Genomic DNA, 21,588 nt, shown 5'->3' on the forward strand with positions numbered 1-21,588 from the left:
AAAAGGTGCCAGTGACTGGCACCTTTTCTGTATAGATATTACGATAAATGTTTTGATAAAATGATCCATTACTTCGCAGAATCTGCCTGCTGGGATGCAATCGGTTCAAACTTTCCGCTTCGCAGCATGGCAATTTCCTGCTTATATGGAGGTTTCTTGTCAATGTAGGGTGTTTCCAGAATCTTGGCTATGTGTTCCGTTCTTTTGTTTTCAGCCACGTTGTGCAAAGCTTCAAACCCAATTTCTCCCATACCGATATTGGCATGGCGGTCTTTTCTTGCACCCTGCACATTCTTGGAATCATTGAGATGAATCACATGCAGTCTTTCAAGACCAATCACATGATCAAAGATGTCCAGAACATCATCAAAGTGGTTTACATCATAGCCTGCATCCCATATGTGGCAGGTATCCAGACAGATACCGAAATGTTCGGGATGGCGCAGTTTTGACAGGATTTCTGCCAGCTGCTCAAACCGGAATCCAACTTCACTGCCCTTGCCTGCCATTGTTTCAAGACAGACAATCACATCGTACGGATCATATTCAATCGCATTGAGCTGCTGGACAATTGTTGCAATGCCTGTTTCCAGATCCGTAGTTGTATAAGACCCCGGATGCAGAACAAGATACTTTGCCCCGATTGCCGCGGTGCGTTCCAGTTCCAGCTGCAGAAACTGCCTGGCAAGTTCTGCCACTTCCGGCTTGACACTGTTGGCTGGATTGATGATATACGGCGCATGAACGATCAGCCTCTCCATAGGCAGATGATGTTCTTTCATCAGTTCCTGTGCCTGGGAAATATGAAGCGTATCAATATCTTTGCGTACCGTATTCTGCGGCGCACCGGTATAGACCATCATGGCATCACTGCCATAACTCAGTCCTTCTTTGACACTGCCTTCCAGATACAGCGGTGCCTTCATCTGCACATGGCATCCAAGAATCATGCTTTCTCCTTGTTTTTGGCAATCTGCCGTTCTTTATACATTGCCTTCTTTTCCTCACGGATCTTTGCCCGGATCAAATCTCTCTTCTGATGGCGGTGAATCATCTCAATCTTCTTTGCCCGCTTCTTCTTATAGCCAGGCTTAACCTTCTGGCTCTTGCGGGTATAGATCATGGCAATCTTCTTTTCCAGCTCATCATCTGGCTTCATGCGGCGCTGCCCATATGGATGCAGCTGCTGCCAGCTGTCCTTATGCCAGCGCATATGATCAAAGTGAATGCCCATCTTCATCAAAGACCGGATTGCGGCATCATCACTTTCATGATACAGCGTATAGCATGTGCCGCTGCTACCGGCTCTGCCGGTTCTGCCGGCCCGGTGCACATAGTATTCCAGATCCTGCGGCAGACCACAGGAAATGACATGGCTGACCATGTCGATATCAATGCCTCTGGCCGCAAGATCCGTGCAAACAACATACTTGTGCATGCCAAGTTCCAGGCTCTTCATGGCCTGTTTGCGCTTGCGGCTGGTCATATCGCCATGCAGTTCGCCAACATCTACACCCGCATCCCGCAGACTCTCCGCAATCTGGGCGGCTTCCTGCCTTGTATTGCAGAAAATCAGGCATACATATGGCTGAAAGCCCGGCAGCATGTTCAGAATTGTCTCTGCATAGGTATGATGATAGCATGGCACCAGGACGTGTTTGACGTTCGGGTTGTAGCGCACATGATCACCGATCTCGATCGTCAGCGGATGGTGCATATATTTACGGATAAACGGTTTGAGCTGATCCGGCATCGTTGCCGAAAATGCCAGCATCTGCAGATGTTCTCCCATCCTGCCGGCAAAGGCATCCACATCATCCAGGAAGCCATACTCCAGTGTCATATCAGCTTCATCCACAATCAGAATGCCTGCCTGGTCCAGACGCAGACTGCCGCCATTGAGAAACAGATCACGTATACGGCCCGGTGTTCCAATCACGATATGCGGCTGTTCTTTTGCCAGCATGGCTTCATCCTTGGAGCGTTCACGGCCGCCGATCAGCAGCTTGATGCGCAGAGACGGATCAACTTCACTCATGACCTTTGCCTTCTCAAAAATCTGTGCCGCAAGTTCACGGGTTGGCGCAGTGATCACTGCCTGGGGATGGTCAATCGATGGATCGACCATTTCCATCAGCGGAATCAGATAGGCGTGGGTCTTGCCGGTGCCGGTCTTGGACAGACCAATGACATCCTTTCCCCGCAGCATATTGCCGATGACTTCCGCCTGGATCGGCGTTGGCTCTGTAAAGCCATTGCGCCGGATAAATTCTTTTGTTTTTTCCTTCAGGTTATATTCCTCAAATTTTTTCATATTCTCACCTATAATTGCATATGGAATTATAACGAAAAAGGTAGGAATGTCGAATGGAAATCATCAGTGTTGTCCCGCGCGGATACTGCCAGGGGGTTGTCAGGGCGATCATGCTGGCAAAAGAAACCGTCAAAAAGTATCCTGACAAGAAAGTAACGATGCTTGGCATGATCGTGCATAATCAGTTTGTTGTGGATGCATGCCGGAAAGCAGGAATTCATTTTATTGAGGATCCGCTGAAAACAAGGGAACAGCTGCTGGATGAAATTGATGATGGTGTGGTGATCTTCACTGCCCACGGTATCAGTGATGCCGTGCGTGAAAAAGCAGAAAGAAAAGGCCTGATCTGCGTGGATGCGACCTGTCCGGATGTGCGGAAGACGCATACCCTTGTCAAGGAACATGTCCAGGACGGTGATGTGATTTACATTGGCAAAAAGCATCATCCGGAGGCGGAAGGAACCGTATCGCTTTCCCCGCGCATTCATCTTGTCACGTGCATGGATGATGTGGCTGCCCTGCCAGAGCTGCACAATGTGCTGATTACAAATCAGACGACTCTTTCTCTGCTGGATGCACAGCAGATCATTGCCGCATGCAAAAAGCGCTTCCCGGATGCTGTTGTGGCCGAGGAAATCTGCAATGCGACCAGAATCCGCCAGGAAGCGGTCATGGCATTGAAAGATGTAGATCTGCTCATTGTGGTTGGAGATCCCCGTTCCAACAATTCCCGTATGCTGGCAGAAACAGGAAAGAAAGCTGGCATTCCGGATGCATTGCTGCTTTCCAGTGCCAGCCAGCTCAAAGAAGACATGATTCATCATAAAAAGCGCATTGCGGTAACAAGCGGTTCATCCACCCCCAATGCGCTGACCAAACAGGTCATTGACTGCCTGCAGACATATGCCGATACCGGCATTCTGCCCCATGTTAATCCTGATCCTGAAGTCCTCTGATCTCTTCTTTGGTTAAAGGACGATATTCTCCTTCTTTCAGATCCGGATCCAGAACGAGATTCTTCATTCTCACTCTCTGCAGATACAGCACTTCATTATCCAGAGCAAGAAAGATCCGCTTCACTTCATGAAACTTTCCTTCCTGGAGAATGATATGTCCGCTTGTTTCATCAAGCGGATGATAGACGGCAGGCAGAAAGAGGTCCTCTCCTTCTTTGATCCCCGCCTTCATCTTCTCAATATCCTGTTCACTGACAGGATTTTTTACTTTGACATAGTACTCTTTTTCGACATGATGCTTTGGTGACAGCAATTGATGTCCTAACGGCCCGTCATTAGTCAAAAGCAGCAGGCCGGCTGTATCTTTATCAAGCCGGCCAACCGGATAAACGCCATGTACCTGCTGATCAATCAGGTCCATGACAACCGGTTCCCTGCCTTCGGTTGCCGTAATATAGCCTGCTGGTTTATTCAGCATCCAGTACACATATTTCTGGTATACAACCGGCCTGCCATCCAGCACAATCTCACTGTCTTCCGCAATCTTTGTATCTGGATTGCGGATGATGACGCCATTGACCTGTACCAGACCCGCCTTGATCATCTGCTTTACCTGCGTGCGGGTTCCTTCTCCCATTGAGGCAAGTGCTTTATCCAGCCGGATCATTGCCGCTTCCTTCTTTTCGGGAACAGCCGCAGCACATCCCCTGTCATATAATAGGCTGCTGCACCGGCTGCCATCATCAGGATGAACTGCTTGAGAATACCGCTGTCTGCTGCACCGGCATCAATACCGGCTAATGACAGCAGATACATGGCACCATGCATGGAAAGGCATCCGGCCAGTGCTTTCAGCAGGACAATGCCGGTTCTGCCATATTCTACCAGTGCCCTTGTCCGGATTCTTGCCAGTGAGAGAAATACCAAAGCTGCAAAATAGAGAATTGAAGAAAGCAGGATTCCCTTCATGCCCCATTTCTTTACCAGCGGGAACAGGAGCGCTGCTTTGATCACAAAGGCAATCAGCTGATAGGTGCCAAGCTGCTTGTGCAGCTGCAGTGCAGACAGCAGATACATGCACAGAATACCCATGCCAAACAGAATTGCTAACGGTCCGGTCCATCTGAATACAGACGCTGTATAGGCAGAATAGATCGATGGGAATAATGCTTTAACAATGGCATCGCTGTGCAGGAATACAAATGTTCCCAGGGGCATTGCTACGATCAGGAAGGATGCAAAGGCACGGTTGACATGCTGTTCAATCCGGTCTCCATCTCCATTGGTAAACGCTTCTTCAATCTGAGGAAGGCGCGTGAAGCAGTCAACGCAGGATAGCAGCAGCGGCAATGCACACAGTGCGTATCCCTGAACAAAGATGATGCCCTGTGCAGATTTGATGTCTGCGGCAGCAATACCATAATGAATGCCTGCATATCCAGATACAAAAAGATCAAACAAGATCCACAGACTGCTGAGAACAGCCTGTATAAGATATGGTCGGCTGGCATGCAGGATCTGTTTCTGAATTCTGCTTTCATCCACTGCATTTGTGCGCATGCCAAGACCATGTGACTGATGGATGTAGTAGGCAAGTACAGCTGCAGAGGCTAATACGCCGGCAAGCGCGCACATCATAATGGCAGAGGAAGATGCTTTCTGCAGCTTTCTGACACACAGCCATGCAAGCAGAATGGTCAGCACCAGACGCAGTCCCTGCTCCGCCAGGACGCCGCGCATATAGTCATGATGCCGTCTCATGCCCTGATCTACACTGCGGAATCCTGCCAGCATGCCTTCACTGACGGCAAACAATGCAAAGCAGCGCAATACTGCTGTCATGGCTGCAATATCACTGGTGTCTGCGCCTCTGCCAAGAATCCAGGCAGAAAGCGGTGCAGCCAGGATCATTAGTAAAGATGCCAGGATGGCGCCAATGACAAAGCCGGCAATGGCAGTATCATGAAAAACTGCCATGACATTCTTGTATTTCTTACGGCGGCTGTAATGGGAAATGATGACAGCGATGCCAAAAGGCACCCCTGCACAGGCTGCCTCAAAGACAATCTGATACAGCACCATCACTGGTGCAAGCAGGGCACTGTCTGCCCCTGCCAGCATCGTCAGCGGGATGATGACGATCATTTCTATCAAACGTTCCACCAGGCGGCACACGGCGCCGCCGGCAGAAAAACCCGGTATTTGTTCCTTTCGTTCACTCATTGTTTATGACTCCACATACTGCATTCCACTCTGATTCAGCGTGATCTGATGATATTCCCGCTGAACATTCTCTCCGTTTTTATCCTGCCATTCGACAAGCATTTTCAGTGATACTTCATCCGTATCACTGCTGCCGCTGATGACCATTCCCTTGACAAAACCATCATCTGAATTGACCTGGTTGGGAATCAGAGAATATGGTCCGTCAAAAATACCGATGCTCGGCATCATAGTGGCGGCATCCTGCAGCTGCGTATCGTTGGCCACTGCAATCATGACCACATTGTACATGGCGATTTTTGGTTCATCGAGCACAATGTAGTAGCTGTAGGTACCTTCACTGACTTCTTCCATCTCTGCACTGAGCGTATAGAAGCGTGATTCTGCCGTAAAATGGATCTGATCCATGACGGCCTGGTAATAGGTTTGGTAGTTTTTCAGCTTTGTTGAGGGCGTGCTGCTGCCGCATCCTGCAAGCAGAATCACAGCGGCGAGCACCCGGTTTAAGTTGCTTTTTCTCATAGCGTACCTGTCAGCTTCTTCATTATACCAATTATGATGGCTTCTGCATCAGTGGAAGCCGGATGTTGCTTCTCTGCATTTTGGGATCAATTCCGCTATAATAGCACCGTACAAAGAAAGAAGGACCCATATGTATCAGATCGATTTCAAGCATCCTGCAGCAAAACTTTACTTCTGCGGCGTCGGCGGTTCGTCCATGAGCGGTCTTGCTGGCATGATGAAACAAATAGGCTTTGATGTCTGGGGCAGCGATATTGCCAAGTCCCCTGCCCTGATTCAGGCAGAAAAAGACGGTGTTCATGTCATCATCGGCCAGAAAGCTGAGAATATTACAAAAGATATTGACTGTGCCATCTTTACAGCAGCCATTGCGAAAACAAATCCGGAATATCAGGCTGTGCTGAACCTTGGCATTCCGCATCTGACCAGAGCCGAGCTGCTTGGACAGATTATGGCACAGTTCCCGATGTCTATCGGTATTGCCGGCACCCATGGCAAGACAACCACAACTTCCTTCATTTCAGAGATTCTGCTGCGTGACGGCAAGGATCCTTCCATGCAGATCGGCGGTGTGCTCAACAGTGTGCATACTTCTTACCGCCTTGGCAAATCAGATGAATTTGTTGCGGAGGCATGTGAGTATACCAACAGTTTTCTGTCTTTGAAGCCGCGGATTGGCATCATTACCAATATCGAGGCTGATCATCTTGATTTCTTCAAGGATCTGGCAGATGTACGCCACAGCTTCCGTCTGTTTGCCGAAAACATTCCGGCAGATGGCTGGCTGATCATCAATACTGAAATTCCAGACCTTGATGAGATCACAAATGGTCTTAAATGCAAAGTCATCTACTTTGGCGATAATCATGAAAAGGCTGACTATTATGCCACGGATATCAAGTACAATGAACTTGCTGAAGCAAGCTATACACTTGTGCGCCGGCATGGCCAGAGCCAGAAGATTGTGCTGGAAGTACCGGGCAAGCAGTTTATCTGGGATTCTCTGGCAGCAGCGGCTGCCTGTGATCTGTGCGGTGTCAAGCCGGAAAGCATTACGGATGCCCTGCGTGCGTATAAGGGTGCCGGCAGACGTTTCCAGTTCAAGGGCAAGATCAATGGCTGCCAGATTGTAGACGACTATGCCCATCATCCGACTGAAGTTGCTGTCACGCTGGATGCAGCATCCAAGATTCCTCACCGCAGACTGATTGCCTGCTATCAGCCGCATACGTATTCCCGTACCAAGGCATTGATGGATGACATTGCCAAGGCACTGCATGAAGCGGATCTTGTTGTACTGACTGAGATCTTCCCGGCAAGGGAAACAGATAACCTTGGCATTTCTTCACAGGATCTTGCAAAGAAGGTTGAGGCACTTGGCACACCGTGCCATGTCTTCCATACGTTTGAGGAAATTGAAGACTGGGCAAGAAAGAACTGTGGTGAAAATGATCTGTTTGTCACCATGGGCGGTGGTGATGTTTACAAGATTGCGGACAATCTCACGAATTTCCATTATGAATATCCGCAGGATGAGAAAAAAGCCTGAGTTATTACAAATCTGTGTATAGTAAAAGCCATACCTGCCGTGAAGCGGATATGGCTTTTATTGTTGTTCAGAATTCCAGAACGAAGTAGTTCTTCTTGCCTTTGCGGATGATGGAGAAGGAACCATCATATGCACAGTCACGGCACATTGCATAGGCAGTGTCAGTGATCTTGTCACCATTGACCTGAATGGAGCCCTGCTGAATCAGGGTTCTGGCATCGCGCTTGGACTTGGAAATGCCGCTGGAAACAAGGGCATCCACCAGCAGCTGTCCGTCTTCGATATGGGCTTTTGGTGCATCTGCGAGTCCTTCCCGCAGTTCTGATGCCGACAGGTCCTTGATCGAGCCATGGAAGAATGTCTCCGTGATCTTTTCTGCCTTGGCAAGTCCTTCTTTGCCATGCACAACCTCGGTCAGCTCCTGGGCCAGTGCTTTCTGGCAAGCACGCTTTTCCGGCTCGCTCTTGAGACTCTCTGCAAGAGCTTCAATCTCTTCTGGTGTGCGCATGGACAGACGCTTGAGGTAATCCACAATATCTGCATCCGGTGTATTCAGCCAGAACTGGTAGAATTCATAGGCATTTGTCCTGGCAGGATCCAGCCAGATATTCTTTCCTTCTGACTTGCCGAACTTTGTGCCGTCGCTCTTGGTAATCAATGGTGAGGTAATGCCAAATACCTTTTCATCATCACCAAGCACCTTGCGGATCAGTTCAATGCCGCTGGTCAGATTGCCCCACTGATCAGAACCGCCGATCTGCACATCGCAATGATACAGCTTGTGCAGGTTCAGAAAGTCAATTGCCTGCAGGATCGTGTATGTGAATTCGGTGTAGGACAGGCCGCTGTCGAGCCTCTTTTTAATGGTATCCTTCTGCAGCATGTAGGCAACATTGAACAGCTTGCCATAGTCACGCAGGAAGTCAAGCAGGCTGAGACTGCCAAGCCAGTGGTTATTGTTTTCCATGATGGCCGCATTGTCACCTTCAAAGTCCAGGAACTTTGCCAGCTGGGTGCGGATGCATTCCGCATTGTGCAGCACTTCTTCGTGGCTCAGAAGTTTTCTTTCTGTTGTAGGTCTTGGATCACCGATCATGCCGGTGAATCCGCCGCAGAGGGCAATCGGTGTATGGCCTGCTTTCTGCCATCTGCGCAGCAGCAGGATCTGCTGCAGATGTCCGACATGCAGAGAGTCTGCAGTTGGATCAAAGCCGCAGTAAATTGTGGCCGGGCTTTCCAGACGTTTGACAAGTCCTTCCATGTCTGTGCAGTCTTTGACAAGACCACGCCATTTCAGTTCTTCAATAAAGTTCATATATTCTCCTCTTCTCTTGATGCAAATAAAAAAGGCATCCTCATATCTAAGGACGCCTTCTGCGCGGTACCACCTTAGTTCACTTGCGTGCACTCTAGCCGCTAACGCCGGCATACGTCCGCATAAGCGGAGTGCTCCCGGGATGTAATTCACATCTGTTTCTGCATTCCTTGCACCATCCGGAATGTCTCTGATGTCAGTCTGACAGATGCCAGTAAGCCCGATCCATGCATGCCTACTGTAACACAGCAGGTTTTTGAATTCAATCCTTGGTTGTCTGACGCGGCGTGAACAGATAGCTCAGTTCCATTGCCTTATCCGATTCATCTCCGCTCTGCAGCATCTTGGTCATGACCCGCATGGAGACTGCACCAAGATCGTAGCTTGGAATCGAGAAGGATGAAATGGCCGGCCTCATCATGGCATTGTACTTGGTATCAATGACACAGACAATTTCCATGTCATCCGGAACAGAAATACCATTCTCACGGGCAGCGTTCAGTGCTGCCATTGCCTGGGAATCACGGTTGCCAATGACCAGGTCATATTTATGATCCTTGAACCAGTCGGACAGGAAGGCATAGCTTGTACGGCTTTCCGGCGGAATCTTCAGGAAGTTGTCAAACTTTCTGCCCTTTGCTTCAAAGGCACGCTGGGCACCCTTGACCATCTGTGCACATGTATACGGATTCTTGCGGTCCTCAATGATGGCAATATCTTCCTTGCCCTCTTCCAGATACTTGGCAGTAAGTTCATAGATTGCTTTCTCAATGTCAACATAGACCGAAGCAACATTCTCACCCTTGACCTTATTGCCGATGATGACAATCGGAATATTGTACTTGGACAGCTCTTCCATCTCATCCATCTGCAGCTTGGCATTATAGACAATTACGCCATCCACACGGGACTTGATGATATCCTCAATGACATCATTTATATCCGTAATGCCTGCTGTAATTGTATGCAGCATGATGTTGTAATTATAGATTTTGGCAACATCCAGAAGACCGTTGATAATCTGGCCGGTATACGTGAAGGATGCCTCCGGAATAACAAGACCGATGACGGTTGTCTTCTGCAGAGCCAGCCCCTGGGCAATGGCATTCGGCTTATAGCCAAGTTTGTCAATAGCTGCCTGGACACGCTCTTTGGTAGGTTCCTTGACAACGTTGGAACCATTGATCACACGGGAAACCGTCGCAAGGGAAACGCCTGCTTCCTTGGCTACATCATAGATTGTGACCCGCTTCATCTGTCGTCGCCTCCATCCTTATGATCAAACAGTCCGCGGAGTGCTTCGGCACCCTTCTGTGCAGCATCAGCACTCTTGCGGCCGAACTCCTGTACCTGCGGATTGTTCCTGAAATCTTCTACTGCTTTGGATACATGTTCTTTTGTCTCATTCAGCGCAGCTCCGACCTTGTCTCCGGCATCTTTCAACTGTGCCTTCTGGTCATCACTCAGCCTGTTATCCAGATAATTCTTTGTATTGTCTGCTGCCTGTTTCATTGCATCAGATGCCTTGGACAGTGCATCAGCAGCAGCTTCTTTTGCCCCCTCGACATTCTGGCGGACCTTAGGATCATTCTTCAATGCGTCCATTCTGTCCTGGGCAGCATCAACAACCTTCCGTGCATTTTCACGGATATAGGCAAGTGTCTTCTTCAGATCTTCCTGCGAATTCTTTTCCGCAGCCGCATTCTTCGCTTCCTCAATGCTCTTATTGACCGATTTCACTGCATTATCCCGGATCTCGGCAATCTTCTTCTTTGCCTCGGCAAACTGCGGAATACTGGCTTCAGGTTCCTCGTTTTCCTCATTTTCTTCGGAAGAAATCTCCATAATCTTCTTTTTCAGATCTTCGACGGTCTTTTCAATGTCTTCAATCGGCTCACGGCTCTCATCCCGCTTCGTGCCATTATCCTTTTCTTCACTCATCGCTCTTCACCTGTTCTGTGCCTTCCTGTTCATTCTCTTCCTTTTTTCTGGCAGCAAAATCCTTTAAATTATTGAGGCTGTCAGTTGTAAAATCTGTCATTTTTCCAAAGGCCTGTTCAGCTTTATCCTGTACTTTATCTACGGAATGAGAAAGCTTGACGGCAGTATCCAGAGGTGCCTGGATCTTTTCCATGCTGAGGTCCGCTTTATCAAGCGTAGATGAAAGCTGTTTTAACCTCTCATTTCCGGTATCCACCATCTGCCACAGTTTCTTGATGAAAATGCAGAGAAAGACAAGTGCCACCGCACCAAGGATCGGCAGCAGCTGTGTGCAGACATTCTGCAGGTCCGTTAATAATGCGTCCATATACAATTCCTCTCTTCTTCGTTTGATTATAAAACATAATGAAAAGTTTTACAATGTGAATGATAGCGCTTTAATCCTGTCAAAACAAGGGATTTATTAACGCCAGGACAAACAGCAGCGTAAAAAAACCTGCAGAAACGATCTGCAGGTCAATTGACATAAATCTTCCGGAATTGCTTACTTGGTCAGCGGCTTCTTCAGGATCATGGTCTGATCCGGTTCTTCTTCCGGTTTTGCAGGCTTTGCGTCCGGAACCGGATCATCCGGGAAGTTCAGATCCGGGAACAGCGGTGCTGTATCAGACAGTGAATCATCATGATCATCGTACTGTTCATCACGTACCTTGAGAATATCATCCAGTGAGAAATCAGGGATCTCCTCATCGGCTGTCGGATTGGCCGTTGCCACAGGCTCTTCTTTGCGGGCAGGTGCAGCCTTTGCATGCGTTTCAGCTTTCTTGGCAGCAAGCGGCTCTGTAGAGCCATAAATTGGTGAAATCACCGGTGTGATATTGCCATCGTCCTCATCGTTTTCAGCCATAGCCTCTGCTGCTTTCTTCGCTGTATTTTTCAGTGCCGTCATATCCTTCTCATCCACACCAAAGATCGGCGAGATGACCGGCTGGAACTGATAGGCAGGCTTAGAAGGCTTCTTCGGCTTCTGTGTCTTGGGAACAGCCGGCTTGACCGTTCTCTGACGGACAGGCTGATGGTAATCTGTATCATCTGCCGTTATGCCAAGCCCGGAAGGCTTCTTCTCCTCGCGCGGCGGCATCTGCGGAAATACCGGCTGTGCAGGCTTGCTGTTCTGTACCGGGATATCCTGTGTCACATCAATCCGGCTGACCCGCGGTGCTGTATGAACAGGCTGTTCCACAGCGGGCTGTACGGAGGGCGCTTCCCTTCTTTCCTGAACCGGCTTGCCAGAATCAACTCTTCTGGGCTGCGCTGCCACCGGTTTCACTGCGGAAGGTTTGACAGGCGCCGCACTGACCGTTTCTTCCTCATCCTCATCATCGAGATAATCGTCATCATCATCTTCGAATAAGAGATTCTGCAGTTTCTTAAGCATAACTTCATCCTTTCTTACATACGTTACTATTCTATGCTATTTTTTGAATCTTGTTAAGATTCCTTGCATATTTACGTTGTTCTCACTCCGATGGAGCGACACTTGCCTGGGCATCCGCATTGGTCTGCCCGCCCTTTTTCAACAGATCGGCAACCGTGCCATTCACTGGTGCAAGGTTTTCAAACAGAGCTGTCTTTTCGGCGCGGTATACCGTATCACTGCGATTGGCAAAGTCGTCAATCACATGGCTTTCTTTGATACTGACACTGCGTCCGATCCGCAGCATGGCATCGCTCACATTGATGGCTGCAGACAGATCACTGATGGCAGTAAAGATCATATGTCCGACTGTCACCCGGGTCAGATACATGGAATCCACCTGATAAATGCGGATGGCATACGTGTATTCTCCTGATGCAGCATTGGCACAGATACCATCATCCTTCAGCACGGGTGTCAAAGATGCCAGCGGGTCTGCATCCGTCTGGTCATCCTGCTGATAATAGAGATCCTGCAGAATGCCGGATGTGTCCAGATTCATGATGAATCTGGTTCCTTCATAGTCAAACAGCACTGACAGATCATCTGCCTGCAGGCTTCCGACACTGCGCGGCAGCTGATAGCTGTAATAGTATTTGATACAGGTATCCGTGGATGTCAGCGGCACAGCCAGAGCATCCGCAATCCGTTCATTCAGAAGATTCTGATATGACTGCTCTTTGCTGCAGCCGCTCATAAGCACTGTGCACAGGCATAAGATACAGCCAATTTGCTTCTTCATGAACTGCCTCCGTCACTATTTTAGCATATCGCCTGCCGGCTTGCATGGCCGTGCTGTCAGTTGATAAATCGGCTGCCCGAGATCCATGAACTTCTGCTCATATTCGGTAATGGCATCCTCCGGATGAGGATTGCGGCGGAAATCCACGGAGAAATCCATGAATACATAGCCTGCATTGACAAAGCAGATCACGCTGTCTTCAAACAGATCCTTGTTATCGGTCTTCATGGCAATATATCCGTCTTTTGCAAGCAGTTTGCGATAGGTATCCAGAAAGGCAGGTGCGGACAGACGGCGCTTATGCGTGCGCTTGCGGGGCCAGGGATCCGAAAAGTTCAGATGGATGACATCGATTTCTCCGGGTGCAAACCACTTTTCAAGATCTTCGGCTTCCCCGACGATCATGCAGCGGTTGCCCGGCTGCTGCTCATCTTCCAGCTGTTTGCGCACAGCCACGGCAGCCGCATTGCGGTCCTTTTCAATGCCAACCCAGGCATCAGCCGGATTGGCATTGCTCATAGCAAGCAGATATCCGCCCTTGCCTGAGCCGATCTCGACATGCAGTTTCTGTCCATGCAGCACTTCTTTCCATTTTCCTTTGTTTTCTTCCGGATTGTCCAGGGCGTAGTCAGTATGGGCCTGCAGGTATGGCTCAGCCCACTTTTTCTTTCTCATTCTCATTGTGTCTGTTTCCTCGTCTTCCAAAAAAGAAGGCAGGTGCCTTCTTTTCTGGATTATTCACTCTTTCTGCGGAAGACACGCTTTTCCACGTTGCCGCCTTCATGATCGCGGTCATGATGACGGTCACGATCACCGCGGGCACCATGCTGTGGACGCAGCGGTTTCTTCTCCACATAGCCTTCCGGCTTTTCCAGCAGTTCACGGGCAGATACCTTGACCTTGCCGGCATCATCGATCGAGATCACCTTGACCTTGATCGTATCACCGACATGCAGTGCCTGCTGAATATCATCGGTTCTTGTCCAGCTGAGCTCAGATACATGCAGCAAGGCATCTGTGCCAGGGAACAGTGTTACAAAGGCAAAGCTTGGCCTGACTTCCGCAACTGTCGCATCATAAACTTCACCAACATGTGCCTCACGGATCAGATCACGGATCATATTCATGGCCTTGTCGATCATCTCCTGAGATGTATGGTACAGCACGACATTGCCGTCATCATCGATATCAATCTTGATATCGTCACATGCGGCGATAATCTTGTCGATCTGCTCACCGCCCTTGCCAATGACAATGCGGATCTTATCGGTCGGAATCGTCATTCTGCCAAACTTCGGTGCATACTTGGAAACATGATCACGCGGTGCGGAGATGGTCGCTTCCATATTATCGAGGATCTGCATTCTGCCCTTGTGTGCCTGAGCCAGTGCCTCGGCAAGGATCTTTTCGGAAATGCCTGTCACCTTGATATCCATCTGCAGAGCTGTAATACCCTTGCGGGTGCCGGCAACCTTGAAGTCCATGTCACCGTAATGATCTTCCATACCCTGAATATCTGTCAGAATGGAATAGGTATCGCCAACGGTAATGAGACCCATGGCAACACCGGCTACCATTGCCTTGATCGGTACACCAGCAGCCATCAGGGACATCGTACCTGCACAGATGGATGCCTGGGAAGAGGAGCCATTGGATTCCAGGACTTCGGCACATGTACGGATTGCATACGGGAATTCTTCTACTGACGGCAGTACCTGGCGCAGCGCTCTTTCACCAAGAGCACCATGGCCGATTTCACGTCTGCCCGGTGAACCCATGCGGCCAACCTCGCCAACAGAGAACGGCGGGAAATTATATTGGTGCATGAATCTCTTTTCTTTGACTGGTGTCAGATCTTCAATGGTCTGGGCATCAGACAGTGGGCCAAGGGTTGTGATGGACATGACCTGCGTCTCACCACGTGTGAACATGGCAGAGCCATGGGCACGCGGCAGCAGATCCACCTGAGAATCCAGCGGCCGCAGTTCATCAAGAGCACGGCCATCCGGTCTGATCTTGTCTTCAGAAATCAGACGGCGCACTTCCTGAGCCTCTACTTCGACACCATATTCATGAGCCTGCTTGACAGCTTTGTCACAGGCTTTTTCATCCGGCCATTCCATATTGCCGATGTCATCTGCCATCTCATCGATGATTTCATCGATCGTATGATAGCGTTCCAGCTTACTCTTGATGGAAACAGCCTCACGAATGCGCTGGGCACCATGGGCATCAATATAATTTTTGACAACCGGATCAATCTGGTACAGAACAACTTCCATCTTTTCCTTGGCACAGGCAGCGATGACTTCTTCCTCAATCGCACACAGTTCCTTGATTGCCTCGTGTCCGACCATCAAAGCCTTGAGCATATCCTCTTCGGATACCTCTTTGGCACCGGCTTCAACCATGTTGATGGCCTGCTTTGTACCGGCAACGGTCAGGTCTATTTCAGCCTGTTCCATCTGCTCCACACTCGGGTTGATGATGTAATCATCACCGATCTTGGCTACCTTGACACCGGCTACCGGTCCATTGAACGGGATATCGGAAACACACAGAGCCAGGGAGGATCCAAACAGGCTGGCCATTTCATTGGAGCAGTCCGGATCATTGGAGAGAACAGTATTGACGATCTGTACTTCATTGCGGAATCCTTCTGCAAACAGCGGACGGATCGGACGGTCAATGAGTCTTGCGGTCAGTGTGCCATGTTCTGTCGGTCTTCCCTCACGGCGCAGGAAGCCGCCTGGGATTTCACCATTGGCATACATCTTTTCCTGATAGACAACGGTCAGCGGAAAAAAATCCGTGTCTTTGGCCTGGGAGGAAGCAGTAGCTGTTGACAGAACAACCGTATCCCCATAGCGGATCAAGACGGAGCCGCCTGCCTGTTTGGCAATTTCTCCGTTTTCCACAGTCAGCGTATGGCCATGGAAGTCCCAACTTCTTTTGTACTTTTCCATTTTGAATGCAATCTTCTCTTTCTTTTAACAATCTCTTTAATTTATCAACTGTTTTATCATAGCACATGGAAAAATGATGGGAAACTGCAAAATGGGCAGGCAGCACATACGAAAAAAGCCCCGCAGGGCTTTTGTTCGCATCTTTTGACTGAAATCAGATTTCTGTCTTCCAAAGTCCGTGCAGATTGCAGAACTCATAGACGGCCTTGACCGGCTCATCTGCATACAGTTCTGTACGCGGCTTTTCACCCGGGTTGAGCTTGACAACACGGAAACCATTCTCACTCTGCAGAACAATGAACTCGATGTAGTGTTCCGGCAGCATCGGATGGTCAACAGAGCCGACATTGACAATGACCTTGCCATCTTCGCGGACAACAACCGGTACATGCTTTTCAGCAGCACCATCTGTTGTGTTGGCCTTCAGCAGCTCCATCTCTTCGCCGCAGCATACCGGCACACAGCCGGATGCATGTGTTTCAATGACAATCTTTCCGCACTTGCGGCAGCGGTAAATCTTCAGTTCTTCCATGATCTTTTCTCCTTTGTTTTCAGCCTCATATGCGGCAATGAGATCCTTCTTCTCTGCATGGCTCAATTGTTTCAAATGCCACTCCTGACTCATTGCCTCTCTACGAGAATCATAGCATTTTGCATATGCAATTGCTAGAGGATGATGGCTGTGAGTATATTTTGCACCTTTTCCCTGGCAATGTCGCTGATAACGCCCCGTAAGATCATTGGTCCAGCCTGTGTAATAGCTGCCATCTTCACAAAGCAGGATGTATACCCATTTCTTCTCACCCATAAATGAAAAACTGACAGGATGTCCTGCCAGTTTGTATGACTTGCAATTACTTACGCAGACCCAGCTTCTTGACGAGTTCTCTGTAACGGTTGACATCCGTTCTCTTGAGATACTCAAGCATGTTTCTTCTGCGTCCAACCATCTTCATCAGACCACGGTTGGAAGCATAGTCCTTCTTGTTGGCCTTCATGTGCTCAGTCAGACGCTTGATCTGCTCTGTCAGCAGGGCAACCTGCACTTCAGCAGAACCTGTATCGCCTTCCTTGCGGCCATACTCTTTGACAATCTGTGCTACAACTTCTTTTTCCAGCATTTTATTCTTCCTCTTTCTTTCTGTCATTCCAGTCCAGCTCTCCGTTGAGGATACGGTGGATCCAGCCTGAAATCTGCTTTATGTTAACACATCAAAGCCTTCCAAGCAATCAGTTTGACATCGACTTGACCATATTATAGAAGCCAACGCGGACAGTCGGCGAAAAGATCATCACAATCTGGAAAATGATCCAGGCAATATTCAGGATGATGCAGATGAGCGGAATAATGATACCCCGCCAGCCATAGTCTTTGTTTTTCTTCAAGCCTATCCAGCACAGTATGATGGCTGGAATGGACAGAAGTCCATACATTCCCAGCAGTAAGGAGACTAAGGTCAGCAGACCGCCGATTGATGACATCATTGCCGACTTGAAAGTCTCTTTGGTTTCATTCCTTCTTGCCAGAGCTGCCTGTCTCTTCTTTTCTTCCTCAGCCTTTTCTCTCTGCTGTTCCAGAGCACGCTCACTGACTTTGTGCACCTTGTTGTTTTTCTTCATTCCATTTGCCATCTTATTCTCCCTCCGGCATCAATTCTTCCAGTACCGTATTGCATATTTCATAGCCTTGATCACTGCAGCGCACATAGCCATCACTTTCTTCCAGCCATCCCCTTTTGATCAATGCCTCTGTTTTTGAACCATAGTCTTCTTCATAGGCATGATGGAAGCGGTGCTGATAAGCAGAAAGATCCAGTCCCTTTTTCAGCCGCAGCGACATCATGATCATCTCAAACTGAGCGTCCTGCCGGTCCAGATGAATCTCATTCCTTGCCATGGGATTCTGTAGATATCGCATCAGATTCTTCTCATTGTCATAGCGCAGCAGTCCTTCTTTCCCGCTTGCCCCGCACGAGACACCATAAAAGTCATCATAGTGCCAGTAGGCAAGATTATGCCTGGATTCATAACCATCCAGACAGAAATTGGAAATCTCATACTGCCGGTAGCCATGGCGGGGAAGCTCGCAGCAGATATATTCATACATGTCTGCTTCGGTATCATCATCCAATGGCTGGATGCCCTTTCTGCCAAATACCGTATTCTTTTCAACGGTCAAAGAGTACAGGGACAGATGCGTCGGTTCCAGGGCGATTGCCCTGGCAATGGAATCCTGCAGATCCTTCATTGTCTGGTGCGGCAGTGAATACATCAGATCCAGTGAGATGTTATGGATGCCTGCCTGTTTTAACAAAGATACAGCACGGCATGTATCCGCAAAGGTATGATGGCGGCCGATGGATGCCAGCAGCCTGTCATCTGCACTCTGCATGCCAAGGGATACACGGTTGACGCCATGTTTTGCCAACAAGGCAGCCTTTTCCAGCGTCAGGGATTCAGGATTGCATTCTACCGTATATTCCTGCACTTCATGGCAATAGGGATCCAGCATCTTCAGCAGTGCGGCAAGCTCATCATCATGCAGGCATCCCGGTGTACCGCCGCCCACATAGATGGTTTTCAGCTGGTGGTTGATCTTCATGTGTGATAACTGCACAGAAAGCGCATGGAGCCATTGCTGCACCAGATTTTTCTGATATACCACATGGGCAAAGTCACAATAGAAGCAGATAGAAGTACAGAATGGCACATGCACGTAAAGTGATTCAGCCATTGCGCTTCCCATTTTCATCATCTACTGACAGGACTGCCATAAAGGCTTCCTGCGGAATGACAACCGAACCAACGGCCTTCATTCTCTTCTTGCCCTCTTTCTGCTTTTCCAGCAGCTTTTTCTTACGGGAGATATCACCGCCATAGCATTTGGCTAACACATTTTTGCGCAATGACTTGATGTTGGTGCGGGCAATGATTTTGCCGCCGATGGCTGCCTGCACCGGGATCTCAAACTGCTGCTTGGGAATCAGGTCCTTCAGTTTTCTGGTAATCAGAGATCCGCGGCTGTAGGCATCATCACGATGGACGATGACACTGAGGGCATCGACCATTTCTCCATTGAGCAGAATGTCCATACGGACGAGATCCTCTCTGCGGTAGCCGATGATTTCATAATCCAGGGATGCATAGCCTCTGGAACAGGATTTGAGCCGGTCAAAGAAATCAAAGATGATTTCAGACAGCGGCAGTTCATAAATCAATGTGTTGCGGCCTTCGTCAATGACATCCATGCTTTTATAGATGCCGCGCTTATGCTGGCACAGATCCATGACACCGCCGATGTAGGCATCCGGCACCATGATCTCTGCCCTGACAAAAGGCTCCTCAATGTGGTCAATCCGGGTGGCATCCGGCATTCTTGCCGGGTTATCCACTTCCACCATGGTGCCATCAGACAGATAGCAGTGATAGATTACGGATGGGGCTGTGGCAATCAGAGCCAGATTGTATTCTCTTTCCAGGCGTTCCTGGACAACATCCATGTGCAGCAGGCCGAGGAATCCGACCCGGAAGCCAAAGCCAAGGGCCTGGGATGTTTCGGGTTCATACTGCAGGGATGCATCATTGAGCTGCAGTTTGTCCAGTGCTTCATGCAGGTCTTCGTACTTGGCGGCATCACTTGGATACAGGCCGCAGTAGACCATTGGATTCATTTTCTTGTATCCTGCCAATGGTTTATCAGCAGGATGGTTGACATCCGTAACGGTGTCGCCGACACGGACATCGTGAATATCCTTGATGCTTGCCGCAAACCAGCCGACATCACCGCAGACAAGCGTATGTACCTGTACTTCCTTTGGATTGCGGATACCTGCTTCCACAACTTCATATTCCCCGCCGGTTGCCATGAAGCGGATATGATCGCCAACGGAAAGCTGTCCTTCCCTGATTCTGACTAAGGCAATCACGCCGCGGTAAGGATCATAAAAGGAGTCAAAGACAAGTGCCTGCAGAGGTTTGTCCGGTGATCCGGATGGTGCTGGAATCTTTGCGACGATCTGTTCCAGAACATCCTGTACATGCAGACCGGTTCTGGCTGAAATCTCAGGGGCATCCGAGCAGTCCAGGCCGATGATATTTTCGATTTCACGCTTTGTTTCTTCGGGTCTGGCATTATTCATGTCTACCTTGTTAATGACAGGAATCACTTCCAGGTCATTGTCCAAAGCAAGATACGTATTGGCAAGGGTCTGTGCCTGTACGCCCTGGGTAGCATCCACGACCAGGACAGCGCCCTCACAGGCAGCCAGGGAGCGTGATACTTCATAGCTGAAATCGACATGACCTGGCGTATCAATCAGATTAAACAGATACGTTTCATGGTTTTTTGCTGTATAGGAAAGCTGCACGGCATTGAGCTTGATGGTAATGCCGCGCTCTCTTTCCAGATCCATGTCATCCAGGATCTGTGCTTTCATGTCGCGTTCCTTGACCGTATCTGTCATTTCCAGAATGCGGTCAGCAAGTGTACTTTTGCCATGGTCAATATGGGCAATAATACAGAAATTTCTGATATGTGACTGATCAATCATGCATCAAATCTCTTTCCTGTCAATTCGCGCGCATAGCCATTGGCAAAGGCATCTGCGCTCATCCGTTTGCGGCCTTCCATCTGCAGTTCATAGATGTGGATGATGCCGCCATTGGCTGCCACCAGCATGGCATGATCCGCAAAGCCAAGTACGGTGCCCGGTTCTGCAGACACTTCCTTTTTCTCTTTGCCAGCCGCAAAGATTCTGACCCGTCTGCCTTCAATGCGGCCATATGGGATCGGCCAGTCAATCAGTGCACGGATGTGATTGTATAAAGCATCAATGGGTTCACTGCGGAAATGAACCTCTTCCATTTCCGGCGGTATATTGGAACAATATGTTGCCTTGCTGTCATCCTGGGGTGTACCCGGCAGCTTTCCTTCCAGATAGGCAGGCAGATCATCCTTTACCATCTGAATCGAAGTCTCAAGCAGTTTCTTTTCCAGCTGCGCTTCGGTTTCATCCGGGCCGATAGGAACCCGCACCTGGGCATAAACTCTGCCGGCATCCATAGCTTTGACCATTTCCATCAAAGAGACACCGGTTTCTGTATCACCATTGAAAATAGGAAAATGCATTGGTGCACCGCCTCTGTATTTTGGCAGAAGCGATGGGTGAATATTCAGGCAGCCAAGCCGCGGTGCCTTCAGAACCGCCTCTGGAACCATCTGCCCATAGGAACATGTCAGGATGAGGTCCGGCTTTGCATCGAGTACCTGCTGAAATTCTTTGCGCAAAGACTGCGGCTGCAGGCAGCAGATGCCATGGGCATCACAAAAGGCATGAACCGGCGTAGGCTTCAGGACATGATGACGTCCGGAAGGACGGTCCGGCTGGGAAACAGCAGCCACAACATTGTATGATTCGTTTACAAGTGTTTCCAGAATGCCGCATGAAAATTCAGATGTACCGAAGAACACAATTCTTTCGTTAAACATGAGGATGTCCTCCTTTGTCCCGCCAATTATACTAAATTTGCCATTAAAGCACATCTTATTCACAAAATACAGCATGGCTGCTGTTTTCATTGCAA

At 49.1% G+C, this 21,588-nt stretch carries 21 protein-coding genes; 2 read left to right on the plus strand and 19 right to left on the minus strand.

What is annotated here, in order from left to right:
• Positions 1-68: 68 nt before the first annotated feature.
• Both MOZ60_RS03990 and MOZ60_RS03995 read right to left on the minus strand, forming a co-directional pair.
• Entirely contained in the window at positions 69-950 is an 882-nt protein-coding gene (locus tag MOZ60_RS03990) for a deoxyribonuclease IV (protein ID WP_370595731.1), read from the minus strand.
• Entirely contained in the window at positions 947-2,314 is a 1,368-nt protein-coding gene (locus tag MOZ60_RS03995) for a DEAD/DEAH box helicase (protein ID WP_370595732.1), read from the minus strand. The genes MOZ60_RS03990 and MOZ60_RS03995 overlap by 4 nt, the downstream gene beginning before the upstream one ends.
• 53 nt (positions 2,315-2,367) lie before the next feature.
• Between MOZ60_RS03995 and ispH the strand changes: the two genes are divergently transcribed.
• Positions 2,368-3,270, plus strand: a complete 903-nt coding sequence (gene ispH / locus MOZ60_RS04000; RefSeq protein WP_370595733.1) for a 4-hydroxy-3-methylbut-2-enyl diphosphate reductase — start codon at positions 2,368-2,370, stop codon at positions 3,268-3,270.
• Here the strand turns inward: ispH and MOZ60_RS04005 are convergent.
• Genes MOZ60_RS04005 through MOZ60_RS04015 form a run of 3 tightly spaced genes read right to left on the minus strand, consistent with a single transcriptional unit; the run spans position 3,245 to position 6,015 of the window.
• Complete coding sequence (locus MOZ60_RS04005) at positions 3,245-3,937, minus strand: pseudouridine synthase (protein WP_108773998.1); 693 nt, start codon at positions 3,935-3,937, stop codon at positions 3,245-3,247. The genes ispH and MOZ60_RS04005 overlap by 26 nt on opposite strands.
• Positions 3,934-5,493: an MATE family efflux transporter gene (locus MOZ60_RS04010; protein ID WP_370595734.1), complete on the minus strand. Its 1,560-nt coding sequence runs from the start codon at positions 5,491-5,493 to the stop codon at positions 3,934-3,936. Before MOZ60_RS04010 ends, MOZ60_RS04005 begins: the two co-directional genes overlap by 4 nt.
• Positions 5,494-5,496: 3 nt before the next feature.
• Positions 5,497-6,015: a hypothetical protein gene (locus tag MOZ60_RS04015; RefSeq protein WP_277634554.1), complete on the minus strand. Its 519-nt coding sequence runs from the start codon at positions 6,013-6,015 to the stop codon at positions 5,497-5,499.
• Positions 6,016-6,145: 130 nt separating this feature from the next.
• Here MOZ60_RS04015 and murC point away from each other — a divergent pair, with 130 nt between their 5' ends.
• Complete coding sequence (gene murC / locus MOZ60_RS04020) at positions 6,146-7,564, plus strand: UDP-N-acetylmuramate--L-alanine ligase (protein WP_277008368.1); 1,419 nt, start codon at positions 6,146-6,148, stop codon at positions 7,562-7,564.
• A gap of 67 nt (positions 7,565-7,631) precedes the next feature.
• Here murC and tyrS read toward each other — a convergent pair whose 3' ends face one another.
• From tyrS to fmt, 14 genes are all read right to left on the minus strand, one after another.
• Positions 7,632-8,879: a tyrosine--tRNA ligase gene (gene tyrS / locus MOZ60_RS04025; protein ID WP_277634553.1), complete on the minus strand. Its 1,248-nt coding sequence runs from the start codon at positions 8,877-8,879 to the stop codon at positions 7,632-7,634.
• 262 nt (positions 8,880-9,141) lie between these two features.
• Positions 9,142-10,134: a LacI family DNA-binding transcriptional regulator gene (locus tag MOZ60_RS04030; RefSeq protein WP_108774003.1), complete on the minus strand. Its 993-nt coding sequence runs from the start codon at positions 10,132-10,134 to the stop codon at positions 9,142-9,144.
• A complete protein-coding gene (locus MOZ60_RS04035) occupies positions 10,131-10,820 on the minus strand; it encodes an MlaD family protein (RefSeq protein WP_370595735.1) in 690 nt (229 codons plus the stop codon). Before MOZ60_RS04035 ends, MOZ60_RS04030 begins: the two co-directional genes overlap by 4 nt.
• Positions 10,813-11,187: a hypothetical protein gene (locus tag MOZ60_RS04040; protein ID WP_108774005.1), complete on the minus strand. Its 375-nt coding sequence runs from the start codon at positions 11,185-11,187 to the stop codon at positions 10,813-10,815. The genes MOZ60_RS04035 and MOZ60_RS04040 overlap by 8 nt, the downstream gene beginning before the upstream one ends.
• A 177-nt stretch (positions 11,188-11,364) precedes the next feature.
• Positions 11,365-12,258, minus strand: a complete 894-nt coding sequence (locus tag MOZ60_RS04045) for a hypothetical protein (RefSeq protein ID WP_108774006.1) — start codon at positions 12,256-12,258, stop codon at positions 11,365-11,367.
• An 82-nt stretch (positions 12,259-12,340) separates the two neighbouring features.
• On the minus strand, positions 12,341-13,039 hold the full coding sequence (locus MOZ60_RS04050; protein ID WP_277008374.1) for a hypothetical protein: 699 nt from the start codon (positions 13,037-13,039) through the stop codon (positions 12,341-12,343).
• Positions 13,040-13,054: 15 nt separating this feature from the next.
• Positions 13,055-13,714 carry a tRNA (guanosine(46)-N7)-methyltransferase TrmB gene (trmB, locus tag MOZ60_RS04055; RefSeq protein WP_370595736.1) on the minus strand — a complete coding sequence of 220 codons (660 nt, stop codon included), beginning with the start codon at positions 13,712-13,714 and terminating at the stop codon, positions 13,055-13,057.
• A gap of 59 nt (positions 13,715-13,773) precedes the next feature.
• The gene (gene pnp / locus MOZ60_RS04060) at positions 13,774-16,005 is read right to left on the minus strand and encodes a polyribonucleotide nucleotidyltransferase (RefSeq protein ID WP_277634547.1); all 2,232 of its coding nucleotides are present in this window, start codon (positions 16,003-16,005) and stop codon (positions 13,774-13,776) included.
• A 154-nt stretch (positions 16,006-16,159) separates the two neighbouring features.
• Positions 16,160-16,813 carry a GIY-YIG nuclease family protein gene (locus MOZ60_RS04065; RefSeq protein WP_370595737.1) on the minus strand — a complete coding sequence of 218 codons (654 nt, stop codon included), beginning with the start codon at positions 16,811-16,813 and terminating at the stop codon, positions 16,160-16,162.
• A 46-nt stretch (positions 16,814-16,859) separates the two neighbouring features.
• The gene (rpsO, locus tag MOZ60_RS04070; protein WP_108774471.1) at positions 16,860-17,126 is read right to left on the minus strand and encodes a 30S ribosomal protein S15; all 267 of its coding nucleotides are present in this window, start codon (positions 17,124-17,126) and stop codon (positions 16,860-16,862) included.
• A gap of 109 nt (positions 17,127-17,235) precedes the next feature.
• The gene (locus tag MOZ60_RS04075; RefSeq protein ID WP_108774011.1) at positions 17,236-17,637 is read right to left on the minus strand and encodes a hypothetical protein; all 402 of its coding nucleotides are present in this window, start codon (positions 17,635-17,637) and stop codon (positions 17,236-17,238) included.
• Between the two features lies 1 nt (position 17,638).
• Positions 17,639-18,739, minus strand: a complete 1,101-nt coding sequence (gene hemW, locus MOZ60_RS04080) for a radical SAM family heme chaperone HemW (RefSeq protein WP_370595738.1) — start codon at positions 18,737-18,739, stop codon at positions 17,639-17,641.
• Positions 18,732-20,555 (minus strand): translation elongation factor 4, encoded by a 1,824-nt coding sequence (gene lepA, locus MOZ60_RS04085; RefSeq protein WP_445972110.1) that lies wholly within the window; start codon positions 20,553-20,555, stop codon positions 18,732-18,734. Before lepA ends, hemW begins: the two co-directional genes overlap by 8 nt.
• Positions 20,552-21,493: a methionyl-tRNA formyltransferase gene (fmt, locus tag MOZ60_RS04090; protein ID WP_370595739.1), complete on the minus strand. Its 942-nt coding sequence runs from the start codon at positions 21,491-21,493 to the stop codon at positions 20,552-20,554. Before fmt ends, lepA begins: the two co-directional genes overlap by 4 nt.
• Positions 21,494-21,588: the final 95 nt, after the last annotated feature.

It is taken from the genome of Grylomicrobium aquisgranense, assembly GCF_033971865.1.
In the GTDB taxonomy this organism is placed as follows: Bacteria; Bacillota_I; Bacilli_A; order Erysipelotrichales; family Erysipelotrichaceae; genus Bulleidia; species Bulleidia massiliensis.